14 protein-coding genes are annotated in these 13,962 nt (G+C 68.7%); 13 read left to right on the top strand and 1 reads right to left on the bottom strand.

Translation table 11 applies throughout. The annotated features are described in order from the left end of the window. Window positions 1–518 (bottom strand): phosphoenolpyruvate carboxylase (locus MIC448_RS06285; RefSeq protein WP_036297456.1); only part of this gene is annotated, 518 nt, incomplete at its 3' end. A gap of 192 nt (window positions 519–710) precedes the next feature. Between MIC448_RS06285 and nhaA the strand changes: the two genes are divergently transcribed. The 13 genes from nhaA to wecB all read left to right on the top strand — a co-directional run. Continuing rightward, window positions 711–1,913, top strand: a complete 1,203-nt coding sequence (nhaA, locus tag MIC448_RS06280) for a Na+/H+ antiporter NhaA (RefSeq protein WP_051513250.1) — start codon at window positions 711–713, stop codon at window positions 1,911–1,913. Between the two features lie 21 nt (window positions 1,914–1,934). Continuing rightward, window positions 1,935–2,594, top strand: coding sequence for a MazG family protein (locus tag MIC448_RS06275; protein ID WP_036297454.1), 660 nt, complete (start codon window positions 1,935–1,937; stop codon window positions 2,592–2,594). A gap of 161 nt (window positions 2,595–2,755) precedes the next feature. Next, on the top strand, window positions 2,756–4,021 hold the full coding sequence (hisS, locus tag MIC448_RS06270) for a histidine--tRNA ligase (RefSeq protein WP_036297466.1): 1,266 nt from the start codon (window positions 2,756–2,758) through the stop codon (window positions 4,019–4,021). An 86-nt stretch (window positions 4,022–4,107) separates the two neighbouring features. Beyond that, window positions 4,108–4,926 carry an SGNH/GDSL hydrolase family protein gene (locus MIC448_RS06265; protein ID WP_051513256.1) on the top strand — a complete coding sequence of 273 codons (819 nt, stop codon included), beginning with the start codon at window positions 4,108–4,110 and terminating at the stop codon, window positions 4,924–4,926. A gap of 86 nt (window positions 4,927–5,012) precedes the next feature. Continuing rightward, window positions 5,013–6,647, top strand: coding sequence for a sodium-dependent transporter (locus tag MIC448_RS06260; RefSeq protein ID WP_051513247.1), 1,635 nt, complete (start codon window positions 5,013–5,015; stop codon window positions 6,645–6,647). After that, the gene (locus MIC448_RS06255) at window positions 6,644–6,811 is read left to right on the top strand and encodes a MetS family NSS transporter small subunit (protein WP_144237993.1); all 168 of its coding nucleotides are present in this window, start codon (window positions 6,644–6,646) and stop codon (window positions 6,809–6,811) included. Before MIC448_RS06260 ends, MIC448_RS06255 begins: the two co-directional genes overlap by 4 nt. After that, window positions 6,811–7,494 (top strand): O-methyltransferase, encoded by a 684-nt coding sequence (locus tag MIC448_RS06250; RefSeq protein ID WP_036297452.1) that lies wholly within the window; start codon window positions 6,811–6,813, stop codon window positions 7,492–7,494. Before MIC448_RS06255 ends, MIC448_RS06250 begins: the two co-directional genes overlap by 1 nt. Window positions 7,495–7,609: 115 nt before the next feature. Further along, a complete protein-coding gene (gene eno / locus MIC448_RS06245; protein ID WP_036297450.1) occupies window positions 7,610–8,890 on the top strand; it encodes a phosphopyruvate hydratase in 1,281 nt (426 codons plus the stop codon). A gap of 249 nt (window positions 8,891–9,139) precedes the next feature. Then, the gene (locus tag MIC448_RS06240) at window positions 9,140–9,556 is read left to right on the top strand and encodes a septum formation initiator family protein (protein WP_232711574.1); all 417 of its coding nucleotides are present in this window, start codon (window positions 9,140–9,142) and stop codon (window positions 9,554–9,556) included. A 43-nt stretch (window positions 9,557–9,599) separates the two neighbouring features. Then, complete coding sequence (locus MIC448_RS06235) at window positions 9,600–10,115, top strand: DUF501 domain-containing protein (protein ID WP_036297446.1); 516 nt, start codon at window positions 9,600–9,602, stop codon at window positions 10,113–10,115. After that, the gene (locus MIC448_RS06230) at window positions 10,112–11,395 is read left to right on the top strand and encodes a S8 family serine peptidase (RefSeq protein WP_036297460.1); all 1,284 of its coding nucleotides are present in this window, start codon (window positions 10,112–10,114) and stop codon (window positions 11,393–11,395) included. The genes MIC448_RS06235 and MIC448_RS06230 overlap by 4 nt, the downstream gene beginning before the upstream one ends. A 97-nt stretch (window positions 11,396–11,492) precedes the next feature. Continuing rightward, a complete protein-coding gene (locus MIC448_RS06225) occupies window positions 11,493–12,920 on the top strand; it encodes an NAD(P)/FAD-dependent oxidoreductase (RefSeq protein ID WP_036297458.1) in 1,428 nt (475 codons plus the stop codon). Between the two features lie 40 nt (window positions 12,921–12,960). Beyond that, on the top strand, window positions 12,961–13,962 hold a 1,002-nt coding region (gene wecB, locus MIC448_RS06220), incomplete at its 3' end, for a non-hydrolyzing UDP-N-acetylglucosamine 2-epimerase (protein ID WP_036297443.1).

The raw sequence follows: 13,962 nt of genomic DNA, 5'->3' as shown, positions 1-13,962 counted from the left end.
GTAGATGAGTGTGGGCGCGGGCGGGCCTCGGTGGGATGCGCCGTGAAGACGGGGTGGAACCGCAGGCCCTGCAGCCGGTCGAGGGCGGTCTCGTCGCCGACCTCTTCCGCGAGACGCGCGAAGGCCGCGGCGATCGAGTCCGTCGCGTTCTCCTTCTCGGGACGCCCGTCGCGCTCGCGCAGGACACGAACGCGCTGATGCTCTTCGGCGAGGTTGACCAGGTGGAAGTAGCAGGTGAAGGCGCGTGCAACCTCGTCGGCCCGCTCGACCGAAAAGGACTCCACGATCGCCTCGGCCCGCTCGAATGCTTCGGGGCTGGGATCGGTGTAGGCCTGAATCGTGGCGGTGCGCAAGCGCTCGACGTCATCGAACAGGCCGGGCGCGCCGCTCTCGCGGAGCACCTGGCCGAGCAGAGCGCCCAGCATCCGCACGTCCGCGCGCATCGACTGGGGCAGTTCCTGACCGGCGTCGAAGCGCCCGACGAGATCGATCGCTTCGGTGGGTGTGGGTTCGGGCATGGGTTTCAGGGTAGTGCGGGAGTGTTACCGGTTCGTCACGCTCGGCATGGGCGCACCGACAGTGCTCGGGGAAGGTGCCGGGGCGCCCGGTAGACTGGGCCACTGGTGTGCCGGGAAGTCTGGTCGGCGGCCGCGCGAGCGCGCCCACCGACCATCGCGGGTAACCGCGTGGCCCCCAACCGAAAGGACCCCGTGGCCCTCCTTCGTTCTGCCCGATTCCCCGCAATCATCCTTCTGGCAGCCGCCGTCGCGGCGCTGATCGTCGCCAACTCGCCGCTCGGCGCGAGCGCCGACGCCATCAAGGACACCTACCTTGGTATCCCGGGCGTGTTCGAGATGTCGGTCGGGCACTGGATCCAGGACGGCCTGCTCGCGATCTTCTTCTTCGTCGTCGCGATCGAGCTGCAGTTCGAACTCACCGCCGGCGAGCTCAACTCCGCGCGCAAGGCGCTCCAGCCGGCTATCGCGGCAGCGGGTGGCGTTCTCATCCCGATCGCGATCTACGTCGCTTTTGCCGCGGGATCGGATGCGTCGCGCGGATGGCCCATCCCGACCGCGACCGACATCGCCTTCGCCCTCGGGGTGCTCGCGGTCTTCGGCAAGGGTTTGCCCTCCGGCATCCGGATCTTCCTGCTCGCTCTCGCGATTCTGGATGACATCGTCGGCATCCTGTTCATCGCCGTGCTCTTCACGACCGATGTCAACTTCGCTCTGCTGGGCATCTCCGCCGTGCTCGTCGTGATCTTCGGTCTGCTGAGCCGCCGCCTCGACACCCGTGCGCGCGTGCCGATCGCCGTGATCCTGGTGGTGCTCGGCATCGCGACGTGGGTTTTGGTCTACCTCTCCGGTGTGCACGCCACGATCGCCGGCGTTGCGCTCGGGCTGGCATTCGCGCAGAGCCCTGCCCTCCGCACGCGCCACGCACTCGAGCCCTGGGTCAACGGCCTCGTGCTGCCCCTGTTCGCGTTCTCGGCCGCACTCGTCGTCATCCCGATGGTGTCGCCCGCGCAGCTCTCGCCCGCCTTCTGGGGCACCCTCGTCGCGCTCCCCGTCGGAAAGATGATCGGCATCTCGCTGTTCAGCTGGATCTCGCTGCGCCTCGCGAATCGCGGAGCGACGCCCCACCTGTCCTTTGCGGACCTTCTGGCGGCCGGAGCGCTCGGTGGCATCGGCTTCACCGTTTCGCTCCTGCTGTCCGAGCTGGCGTTCGCGGGTGACCCGCTCGTCCGCGACGAGGCGACCCTCGGTGTGCTCGCGGGTTCCGGTGTCTCGCTGGTCATCGCGGCGGTGCTGGTGTCGCTGCGGGCCCGGCACTTCCGTCGTCTCGCGCACGTCGAGTCCGACGACGTCGAAGTGCCACCGACGTCGACGCCGACGGGTGGCCAGCTCGCCTGAGCCGTGGGGCAGGATGGGGCGATGAAGAGTCAGGATGCTGTTGCCGCGCGCCGCGCCGAGGCGCTGGCCGCGGCCGCCGAGACGATGCGGCTGGTTCGCGATCGGTGCGTCTGGACCCAGCGGATCACGCACCGCGACCTCGTGCCGTATCTGATCGAGGAGAGTGCCGAGCTGGTCGACGCTGTCGAGGATGGTTCGCGTGCGGAACTGCGTGAGGAGCTCGGCGATCTGCTGTGGCAGGTGCTGTTCCACGCCGAGATCGCGTCGCGCGACGACGCTGAACCCTTCGACATTGCGGATGTCGCCGACGGGCTGACGGAGAAGATGGTGCGCAGGCATCCGCACGTCTTCGGTGATGATGTCGCCGAGACGCCCGAGCAGGTGCTGGTGCTCTGGAATGCGGCGAAGGCGGCCGAGAAGAGCGAGCGGCGGAGCGTGTTGGATGGCGTAGCTCGAGGCATGCCCTCGCTGGCGCTGGCGCAGAAGCTGCTCGGGAAGGGGTCGGGGCTTGTGCCCGCGCCGGAGCTCGTCGCGACCGCTCCGGACAGCGAGGCCGAGCTCGGTGACGCGCTTCTTGCCCTCGTAGCGCAGGCCCGGTCCCGGGGTTGGGATGCCGAGCGGGCCCTGCGGGAGCGCCTGCGCACGCTCGAGTCCGACATCCGCGCCGCCGAGGCGGGCTGAGCCGCTCGTTGAGCATCGGGGATCCGGTGAGCGTCGGAGCATCCGGCGCCGCGGACTCCGACGCTGGCCGGATCTCCGACCGCGAGCAAAGGCTGGCGACTGAGGTGCCCGGCGGCGGATGAAAGGATAGGGCCGTGGCATCCGTGAACCCGCCGCGCGGCATGCGCGACTTCCTCCCCGCCGAAAAGGCTCGCCGCGAGCGTGTGCTCGCCGTCATCCGCGACCGCTACCGCGCGCACGGATTCGACGAGATCGAGACGCCCGTCGTCGAGGACTACGATCGCCTGCACTCAGGGCTCGGCGGCGACAACGAGAAGCTGTCGTTCAGTATCCTGCGCCGAGGTCTCGACGCCGACGGCATCCGAGCAGCCGCGGACGACCCCGCGGCGCTCGCCGACCTGGGCCTCCGCTACGACCTGACGGTGCCGCTCGCCCGCTTCTACGCGTCGCACCGCGCCGAGCTTCCGAGCGTGTTCCGTGCCGTGCAGATCGCGCCCGTGTGGCGCGCCGAGCGTCCGCAGAAGGGCCGCTACCGCCAGTTCGTGCAGTGCGACATCGACGTTCTGGGCGATGCGACTCCCCGCGCCGAGGCCGAGCTGATCGCCGCGACGCTCGACACCCTCGACGCTCTGGGGCTCGCGGGCGCGACGGTGCGCATCAACGACCGACGTGCGCTCGACGGGATGCTCGCGACCTTCGGTTTTGCGGATGCCGAGCGTGCGGGCGTGCTGATCACGATCGACAAGCTCGACAAGATCGGGCCGGACGGCGTGGCGGGCGAACTCCGCGAGCGGGGCGCGACGCCCTCGGCCGTGGACGCCTTCGAGGCGTTCCTGCGCCGCCCGCAGACCCGCGAATACAACCCGTACGGTGAGCGGCAGATCCGCAAGGCGCTGCCCGAAGGAATCCCGGACGAGGTCATCGCGCACCTCGTCGGTCTCGGCGAGGCGGTCGCCGCGGCACGACCGGCGTCGGACGCATCCGAGATTCCCCTCGTCTTCGACCCGTTCCTCGTTCGGGGTATGGGGTACTACACCGGGACGATCTTCGAACTCGCCCACCCGAGCGTCAGTTATTCGCTTGGCGGCGGGGGGCGCTACGACGGCATGATCGGTCGGTTCCTCGGCTCGGATGTCCCGGCCGTCGGGTTCTCGATCGGGTTCGAGCGCATCGTCGATCTGGTCGAGGCGGGTGAGGATGCCGCGGTCACAGCGGTCGTCCTGGTGCACGACGCCGATGTGCCTGTCGCCGAGCTCCTCGCGCTCAAGGCGTCCTTCCTCGCCGAGGGCGCACGCGTACGGCTCGAGCGCCGGACGAAGAACCTCAAGCCGACCCTCGAGCGCGCCGTGTCCGACGGATACACGGAGTTCGCGACGGTTGCTTCCGGAGCCGAGCGCTCGTCGCTCACGCTGAAGCCGCTGGCGTAGCGAACGGCCTGACGAACAGCGCCGCGGAACGCACGCGTCGCCCGCGCGACAGACGGCGTTCACCTCGGCGGGGTGTGATCGCGGGTATGAGCCGCTCCCGCATCGCCCTGACGGTCGGTGCGGCGCTCGCTCTCGCGGCGGCCGTGAGCTTCGGTGTCGCGGTGGGTGCGCGGATGCTTCTGACGCGTCAGGCAGCTGTGGCCCGGCGGCGGATCGGCAAGCCGCTCGGTGAACTCGCGCCGCGCTCGGATCGGGTGTGGCGGAAGAGTTTGACGGGCGAGATCGTCGAGCTGCTGGTGCTCGGGGACTCGATCGCGGCCGGGCTCGGTGCCGATCGCCGCAAGGACACCCTCGGGGCTCGCCTGGCGAAGGGACTCGCGACCCGCCTCGGCCGTCCGGTGCGCCTCCGCACCGCGGCGATCGTCGGATCCGAATCATCCGCGCTCGCCGAACAGATCGACGGCCTGCCCGGGGACTACGTCGCCGATGTCGCGGTGATCGTGGTCGGCGGCAACGACGTGACCCACCGCATCCCCGCGTCGGTGTCGGCCGAGCACCTGCGCGCCGCGATCACGCGGCTGCGCGCTCGTGGCATACCTGTCGTCGTGGGCACCTGCCCCGACCTCGGGGCGCTCCGTCCGGTGCCCCAACCGCTGCGAATACTGGGATCGCAGATGTCCCGGCAGCTCGCCGCGGCCCAGGCGGCCGTGGCCGAAAGATCGGGCGCGACCGCCGTGTCGCTGCGCAGCGCGGTGGGCGCGGTGTTCTTCGATCAGCCCGATGAGATGTTCGGCGTCGACCGCTTCCACCCGAGCGCCCTGGGGTATCGGCGGACCGCCGAGGCGCTGCTGCCGGTCGTCGTCGCGACCGTGGAGGGCCGGAGAGCGGGAACCGACACGGTGTGACGCAAGCCCTCGCGGCAGCGCCGACGCGGCTGATAGCGTGCTCACCACGAATGCGGGAACACGGACACTGACGACGCGGGAGCAACATGGCGCGGTTCGAGAAAGACCAGCAGACGGCCGCATCCCCGGCCCCCGAGGGCAGACCGCGGGAGCAGTGGACGGGCCAGGTCGGGTTCATCCTGTCGGCGATCGGGTCGGCCGTCGGGCTCGGCAACATCTGGCGCTTTCCCGGCGTCGCGTACGAGAACGGTGGCGGTGCGTTCCTCGTTCCCTATCTGATCGCGCTGCTGACCGCGGGCATCCCGATCCTGTTCCTCGACTACGCGATCGGCCACCGCTTCCGAGGCGCCGCACCGACCGCCTTCCGGCGCCTCGGTGGAAAGACCGGCCGGTGGATGGAATCGCTCGGATGGTTCCAGGTGACCATCGCGTTCGTGATCGGGCTGTACTACACGGTCGTCATCGCCTGGTCGCTGAGCTTCTTCGTCTTCTCCTTCGACCTGCGGTGGGGCGACGATCCCGCGGCGTTCCTCACGGGGGAGTACCTGCAGACAGGCGACCCGGGCTTCAGTCTCGAGTTCGTGCCGGGCGTCCTGATCCCGCTCGCGACCGTCTGGGTGCTCGCCATCGCCGTGCTCGCCGCCGGTGTCGCGAAGGGACTGCAGCGCGTGAACGTCATCGCGCTCCCGGTGCTCGTGATCGCATTCCTGATCCTGGTCGTTCGTGCCCTGTTCCTCGACGGCGCGGCAGAAGGCCTCAACGCCCTGTTCACCCCCGACTGGACGGCGCTCGCCGACCCGAACGTCTGGATCGCGGCGTACAGCCAGATCTTCTTCTCCCTGTCGATCGCGTTCGGCATCATGATCACCTACGCGTCGTACCGCAAGCGCCGCTCGAACCTCACGACGCCCGGCCTCGTGGTGGCGTTCTCGAACTCCTCGTTCGAGATCCTCGCGGGGATCGGCGTGTTCGCCACCCTCGGATTCTTCGCCTTCAGCCAGGGCGTGGCGATCGACGAACTCGAGGGGCTGACGGGGGTGGGGCTGTCGTTCATCACGTTCCCCGCGATCGTGTCGCAGATGCCGGGCGGGCCGATATTCGGGTGCCTGTTCTTCGGGTCTTTGACCCTCGCCGGGTTCACGTCGCTCGTGTCGGTCCTGCAGGTCGTCTCGGCCGCGGTGCAGGAGAAGTTCGGGCTCTCGACCCGCCGCGCCGCCCTCTCGGTCGGTATCGTCTCGGCCATCCTGTCGATGCTGATCTTCTCGACGACGACCGGGCTTCTCGCTCTCGATGTCGTCGACCAGTGGGCCAACAACATCGGCATCGTGGCATCCGCGATCCTGACGACCGTCCTGGTGCTGTGGGTCGCGCGCAAGGGCCCCGAGCTGCGCTACCACCTCGACTCCCTGTCGACGTTCCGCGTCGGCCGTGTCTGGGTGCTGCTCGTCAGCGTTCTGGCGCCGCTCGTGCTCGGCTACATGCTGGTCTCCCGCATCGTCGTCCTCATCACCGAGGGCTACGGGGGGATGCCTCCGTGGTACCTGCTCGTGTTCGGCTGGGGCACGGTGCTCGTGCTCGTCGTCGGCGCGGTCGTGCTCTCGGTTCTGCGGTGGAAGCGCTCGCCGGATGATTTCACAGCTTGGCCGGAGTATCCGCCCCTTTCTGCTGAGCGTGCGGCGCCGGGCGCTACATCACGCGGCGCGAAGGGAGCACGGTCATGACCCCGATCGCGATCGCGTTCTTGATCCTGTCGATCCTGATCGTCTGGGGTGGGATGCTGACGAGCATCCTGTTTCTGCGCCATCGGCCGGAACTCGCCCAATATCCGCCCGGTGCGGTAGACGATGAGCGCGAGGCCGTCGGCATCATCGAGCACGACACCTGATGGCCGATTCGACCCCCGCGAACTGGCGAAGCGCGGACGAGTACCTCATCGACTCGCTCGTCGGACACGACGCGGCGCTCGAATCAGCGGTGGCGGCGCAGGGCGCGGCCGGTCTTCCCGCGATCGAGGTGGCGCCGGTCGCCGGAAAGCTCCTGCACCTGCTCGCTCGGATAGCGGGTGCTCGACGCATGCTCGAGATCGGGACACTCGGCGGCTACTCGACCATCTGGCTCGCTCGTGCGCTCGACGAGAACGGTCGTGTGATCACGATCGAGGCGGAGCCACGCAATGCGGAGGTGGCGCGTGCCAATATCGACGCGGCCGGGGTAGGGGAGCGGGTGGAGATCCTCGTCGGGCGAGCCGCGGAGGTTCTGCCGACCCTCGAGGGTACGGAACCCTTCGATCTGGTCTTCATCGACGCCGACAAGGAATCGAACACGATCTACCTCGACTGGGCGGCACGCCTCGGACGGCCCGGCACCGTGGTCGTGCTCGACAACATCGGCCGCGAGGGTGAGATCGTCGATCCGCACACGACCGACCCCCGTGTCGCCGGCACGCGCGCTGCCCTCGAGATGCTGGGTGCCGATGCGCGTTTCGATGCAACGGCCCTGCAGACGGTCGGGCTGAAAGGGTGGGACGGATTCGCCCTGGCGCTCGTCACGGGGGCATCGGCACCGTAACGCGCGGTGAACGACGAGCTCGCGCCCTGTGCGCGCGCGACCACCTCGCTAGACTGACCGCGGACCGACGACGCTCCGAAAACCACCCGCAGTGCACGAGCAAGGAGTCAAACACGTGGCACTCATCGAGGCAGTAGGCGCCCGCGAAATCCTCGATTCGCGAGGCAACCCGACAGTCGAAGTGGAGGTGCTGCTCGACGACGGAATCGTTCAGCGGGCCGCTGTTCCCTCCGGCGCATCCACCGGAGCATTCGAAGCGTACGAACTGCGCGACGGCGACAAGAGCCGTTACGGCGGCAAGGGCGTGCTGAAGGCCGTCGACGCCGTCATCGACGAGCTCGGCCCGGCCCTCGAGGGCATCGAAGCCAGCGAGCAGCGCATCGTCGACGAGATCATGATCGAGACCGACGGCACCGAGAACAAGAGCCGCGTCGGCGCCAACGCCATCCTCGGCGTCAGCCTCGCGGTTGCGAAGGCTGCGGCCGACTCGGCCGATCTGCCCCTCTTCCGCTACCTGGGTGGTCCGAACGCGCACGTCCTTCCCGTTCCCCTGTTCAATGTCATCAACGGCGGATCGCACGCCGACAACGGCATCGACATGCAGGAGTTCTTCCTCGCGCCGATCGGCGCCGAGACGTTCTCCGAGGCCCTCCGCTGGGGCACCGAGACCTACCACGTCCTCAAGGGCGAGCTGTTGAAGGCGGGCTACGCCACGGGCCTCGGCGACGAGGGCGGATTCGCCCCCGACCTACCGAGCAACCGCGAGGGCCTGGACTTTCTCATCACGGCCATCGAGAAGGCCGGATTCACGCCCGGCACCGACATCGCGCTCGGCATGGATGTCGCCGCGACCGAGTTCTTCCGCGACGGCGCGTACGTCTTCGAGGGTAAGAACTGGACGGCTGAAGAGCTCACCGACTACTACATCGAGCTCGCGAACGCCTACCCGATCATCACGATCGAGGACGCCCTCGCCGAGGACGACTGGGACGCCTGGAAGCACCTCACCGAGAAGCTCGGATCGAAAATCCAGCTCGTCGGCGACGACCTGTTCGTGACCAACCCCACCCGCCTGGCGGATGGCATCAACCGCGGTGTCGCCAACTCGCTGCTGGTCAAGGTCAACCAGATCGGCACGCTCTCCGAGACGCTCGACGCCGTCGACATGGCGCACCGCGCCGGCTACACGACGATGTTCTCGCACCGCTCGGGTGAGACCGAAGACACCACGATCGCCGACCTCGCCGTCGCGACCGGGTCGGGTCAGATCAAGAGCGGCGCGCCCGCCCGCAGCGAGCGCGTCGCGAAATACAATCAGCTTCTGCGTATCGAAGAAGAGCTCGGCGACGCCGCGATCTTCGCGGGCCGCTCGGCCTTCCCCCGCTACCAGGGGTAACGCACCGAAGCAGGACTGAAGGAGGGGGGAACCGTGGCGAAACGACCGGTTCCCCCCTCTTCCGTTTCCCGCCCGGCTGCTTCTCGGAGCTCGGCCCGCCGTCCATCCGGCTCACAGCAGCCATCTTCACGGCAGGCTTCGTCACGGCAGGCACGGTCGCGTCCGGCCGACCGCGAATCCGGTGCGCGCCGGGTCGATGTGCGGGGCTGGCTCGGCGGGGTGCGGCTCTCCGGGTTCATGGTCGTGATGATGAGTCTGGTGGTACTCGCCGCGTTCGTCCTCGTGCCCACCTTCGGCAACTTCGTGCAGCAGCGTCAGACGATCGCAGCGCTCGAGGCATCCGTCGTCGCGGGCCAAGAAGAGGTCGAGCAGCTCACGCAGCAGCAGGAACGCTGGGGCGACCCCGCCTACATCACGACACAGGCGCGCGAGCGGCTGTATTACATGCGTCCCGGCGAGGTCGTCTACCTGGTCGTGAACGACCTGCCTGCCGATCTGCAGCCGACGGCGGAGAAGCCCGTGAGCGCGGATGTCGTCGAGACGCCGACGGACTGGATGACGCAGCTATTGGCATCGGTGACGACCGCCGGGCTCGCCCAGACCGTGACCGAACCGACGATCGGCGTGCCCGACCCCGAACCGTCGACCGAGAGTCCCGCCCCGTAGCAGACGGGCCGTCCTCGGCAGCTTCGGCGGTTACCCTGGTCAGGTGACGACACCGCCCTTCGCCGCGCCCACCGAGGCCGAACTCGCGGTCGTCAGCGCGCAATTGAGGCGGCCCGCTCGCGGAGTCCTCGGCATCGCCGCACGCTGCGTGTGCGGAAATCCGACGGTTGTCGCGACATCGCCACGGTTGCCCGATGGCAGCCCCTTCCCGACGTTCTACTACCTGACGCATCCGGCCGCCACCGCGGCGATGAGCGAGCTCGAGGCGACGCACGTCATGGCCGAGCTGCAGGATCTGCTGGTCGACGACGACATCTCGACCGAGTACGCCCGCGCCCACGCCGCGTACCTCGCCGACCGCTCGAACTATGGCGATGTCGACGAGATCGCGGGCATCTCCGCCGGCGGTATGCCGGTCCGGGTGAAGTGCCTGCACGCCCTGGCCGGTCATGCGCTCGCCGCCGGACCGGGCGTCAACCCGATCGGAGACCGAGCCCTCGAGCGCTCGCGCTGGTCGCCGGGCGTGTGCGAGTGCGAGACGCCGGGTTCGGCCTCGTGAAGACCTCGCGCGCCCTCGCGCTGCTGCTCGCGGCCGTGATCGCTGCGACGCCCGTCTTCTTAGGCCCTCCCGCCGCCGCATCGCCGGTCCCCGATGACACGGCAGACCCGGTCCGCGCCGCGGAGTATTGGCTCGATTCGCTGGGGGTGCGTACCGCCTGGCAGACGACCCGAGGCGCGGGGCAGACGATCGCGATCATCGACACGGGCATCGGCTCGGGGCCGCCCGAGTTCCAGGGCGCCGTAGCGGGAGGAACGGATGTCTCGGGTCTCGGCAGCTCGGATGGCCGGACGCCCGTCGGGGTCGTGGACTCCAACCACGGGTCGTGGGTTGCGTCCCTCGCCGCCGCGCGGGGAACGGCCGACGGTAAAGGAATGGTGGGGGTCGCGCCCGACGCGAAACTCCTCTCGGTGTCGCTCGGGTTCGGGTCATCCGCCCCTGTCCCGTTCGTGGATCAGGTCTCCGAGGCGATCCGTTGGGCGGTCGATAACGGCGCGACCGTCATCAACCTCTCTTTCACGACGAACACCCTGGGCTGGGACCCGCTGTGGGACAGCGCGTTCGAGTACGCCTTCGACAACGACGTCGTGGTGGTCGTGGCGGCCGGCAACCGCGGCACGGGCACGACTCGCGTCGGCGCCCCGGCGACCATTCCCGGCGTGCTGACGGTCGGCGGTGTCGACCCCCAGGGCAACGCGAGTGTCGAAGCGTCGACGCAGGGGATCACGATCGGGATCTCGGCACCGAGCGAAAAGCTGCTGGGCGTATCGGCGGACGGCCGAATCGTCGAGTGGAGCGGCACGAGCGGCGCGGCGCCCCTCGTCGCCGGCATCGCCGCGCTGGTGCGCTCGGCGCATCCTGAGCTCGACGTCGCCAACGTCATCAACCGGATCATCGAGACGGCCAGACCGGCCGCCGGCACGGACCCCCGGCTCTACGGTGCCGGCATCGTGGATGCGGCGGGCGCCGTTTCGGCCAGCGTCGCTTCGGTGACCGAGAACCCGATGGGGAGCCTGGAGGAGTGGATTCGGCTCTACCGCCGTGCTGACTCGGGCCCGGCGCCCGATCAGACCGCGGTTCCGGTCGAGGTGGACGCTTTGCCCCCCGCGGATACGGCGACACCGGCCCGTTCGCCGCTGCTGCCGTCACGCGAATCCCTCGTCTACGGCTCTCTACCGCTTTTCGCGATCACCCTGGCTGGTATCCTGGTGGCGCTCGGCGTCACTGCAGCTGCCCGGCGAGTCAGAACGGCGCGCGATTTACGCACGCCGAGCAGTTGAACTGTCAAGGAGTCCCTTTCACGTGAGTAACACCGTGCCCGTGACGAACGCCGAGCCCACGAACACGGACCCCACGAACTCAGGGCCAACGAACACCGTGCCCAAGATTCTCGTGGTCGGCGGCGGCTATGCAGGCTTCTATACGGCGTGGAAGCTCGAAAAGCACCTGCGCAAGGGTGAGGCCGCCGTCACGATCGTCGACCCCCTGCCTTACATGACCTACCAGCCGTTCCTTCCCGAGGTCGCGGCGGGCTCCATCGAGGCGCGCCACTCCGTCGTCGCCCTGCGCCGTCACCTGAAGCGCACGAAGGTCGTCACGGCGAAGGTGACCGGGATCGACCACGCGCACAAGACCGCCACGCTCACGCCGGCCGTCGGCGAGCCGTGGCAGGAGCAGTACGACCAGATCGTCGTCACCGCGGGCGCCGTGTCGCGCACCTTCCCCATCCCGGGCATCGCCGACAACGCGATCGGGCTCAAGACGATCGAAGAGGCGGTCGCGATCCGCGACAAGCTGATGTCGAACTTCGACAAGGCGGCGCTGCTTCCCCCCGGCCCGGCGCGTGAGCGTCTGCTTACGGTCGTCGTGGTCGGTGGCGGTTTCGCCGGTATCGAGGTGTTCGCCGAGCTGCGCTCGTTCGCTTCGGCCCTGTTGAAGAACTACCCCGAGCTGACCTTCGACGAGACCCACTTCCACCTGATCGAGGCGATGGGGCGCATCATGCCCGAGGTCTCGCTCAAGTCCAGCGAGTGGGTGCTCGCCGACCTGGCCAAGCGTGGTGCATACGTGCACCTCGACACGCAGGTCACCGGAGCCGTCGACGGCAACGTCGAGCTGTCAACGGGCGAGGTCATCCCGAGCGACATCATCATCTGGACCGCGGGCGTCATGGCGAACCCCGAGGTCGTCCGCGGCGGCGACCTGCCGGTGGAAGAGCGCGGACGCATCCGCACCCGTCCCGACCTGCGCGTGGGTACCGACGACGAGATCGTCGAGGGGGCCTGGGCCGCCGGTGACGTCTCTGCCGTCCCCGACCTGACCGGTGGCGGAGTGGGCGGCTACTGCGTGCCGAACGCTCAGCACGCCGTGCGCCAGGCCAAGCTTCTCGCGAAGAACCTCACCGCCGTGTTGCGGGGCGAACTCCCCGAGAACTACATCCACAAGAACCTCGGCGCGGTCGCGGGTCTCGGTCTCTACAACGGCGTGTTCCAGTCCAACAAGATCGCCATCAAGGGCTTTCTCGCGTGGCTCGCGCACCGTGGGTACCACATGCTTGCGATCCCGTCGTGGGAGCGCAAGCTCCGCGTCTTCGGCGGTTGGTGGAACAACTTCTGGTTGGGTCGCGACCTCGTGAACCTCGAGACGGTGCAGCACCCGCGCTACGTCTTCGAGGAGTTCGCGGCGCGTCCGCGGCCGGCTCAGGCAGCACCGAAGACGGATGCCGCGGCATCCGGTTCGGACAAGCCGGCCGAGCCCGCGAAGGACGCCAAGACGGCGCCTGCGAAGGCGGCGGCTTCCCGTTGACCTCCCGGCTCGCGGGTTCGCGAGTCGATAACGTGTGCGCATGGAAGAGACCACGCCTCACGACAAGCTGCATGCCGTCTTCGTCGTCGGCACGCGCCCCGAGGCCATCAAGATGCTGCCGCTCATCGTGGCGGTCCGCGACAGCACCCGCTTCGAGCCGATCGTCGTGTCGACGGGGCAGCACGCGGAGCTCGTCGCGCACGTGCTGGCGATCGGCGGCATCACCCCGAACGTCACGTTCGATCTGCCGCCCGCCCCGCGCACGCTGAACACCCTCTTCTCGGCCGTGCTGGTGCGGCTCGAGGCGTTTCTCCACGATCGTTTCGGTCCGCCGCTTCCGCCGGCCGAGGCGCCGTACGCCACGGGGTATCCGGCCGCGGCTTTCGTGCACGGCGACACGACGAGTGCCGCGGCGTCCGCTCTCGCGTCGTTTCACCTGCACCTGCCGGTCGTGCACGTCGAGGCGGGTCTGCGCACGAACGACACCCTGTCGCCGTTTCCCGAAGAGCTCAACCGTCAGCTGATCAGCCGGATCGCCGCGTGGCACCTCGCGCCGACGGAGCGGAACAAAGAGAACCTGATTCGCGAGCACATCGCCGGGTCCCGCATCTTCGTGACCGGCAACACCGCGATCGATGCCCTGCACATCGCGGCGAGCCTCGACGTGCCGTACGACTACCCGCAGCTGGCGGACATCGAAGCCGCGGACGGTCCGCGGGTCGTCGCCGTCACGGCGCACCGGCGCGAGAACTGGGGCGCCCCGCTCGAGCGCATCGCCGATGCCGTGGGGATCCTGGCCATGACGCACCGCGATGTCCGCTTTGTCGTCGCGCTACACCCGAACCCGGATGTCGCGGCCGTCATGGTCGCACGTCTGTCGAACGAAGAGAACGTTTCGCTCGTGGGGCCCATGGGTTACGAGCAGTTCGCGAAGCTGCTGAAGCGTTCGACGATAGCCATCACCGACTCCGGTGGCATCCAGGAAGAAGCACCGTCGCTCGGCACACCGGTCATCTGCGTCCGCGAGAGTACCGAGCGGCAC

This window comes from Microbacterium sp. C448 (genome assembly GCF_000582705.2).
In the GTDB taxonomy this organism is placed as follows: domain Bacteria; phylum Actinomycetota; class Actinomycetes; order Actinomycetales; family Microbacteriaceae; genus Microbacterium; species Microbacterium lacus_A.
This window is presented reverse-complemented; position numbering and strand designations above follow the sequence as displayed.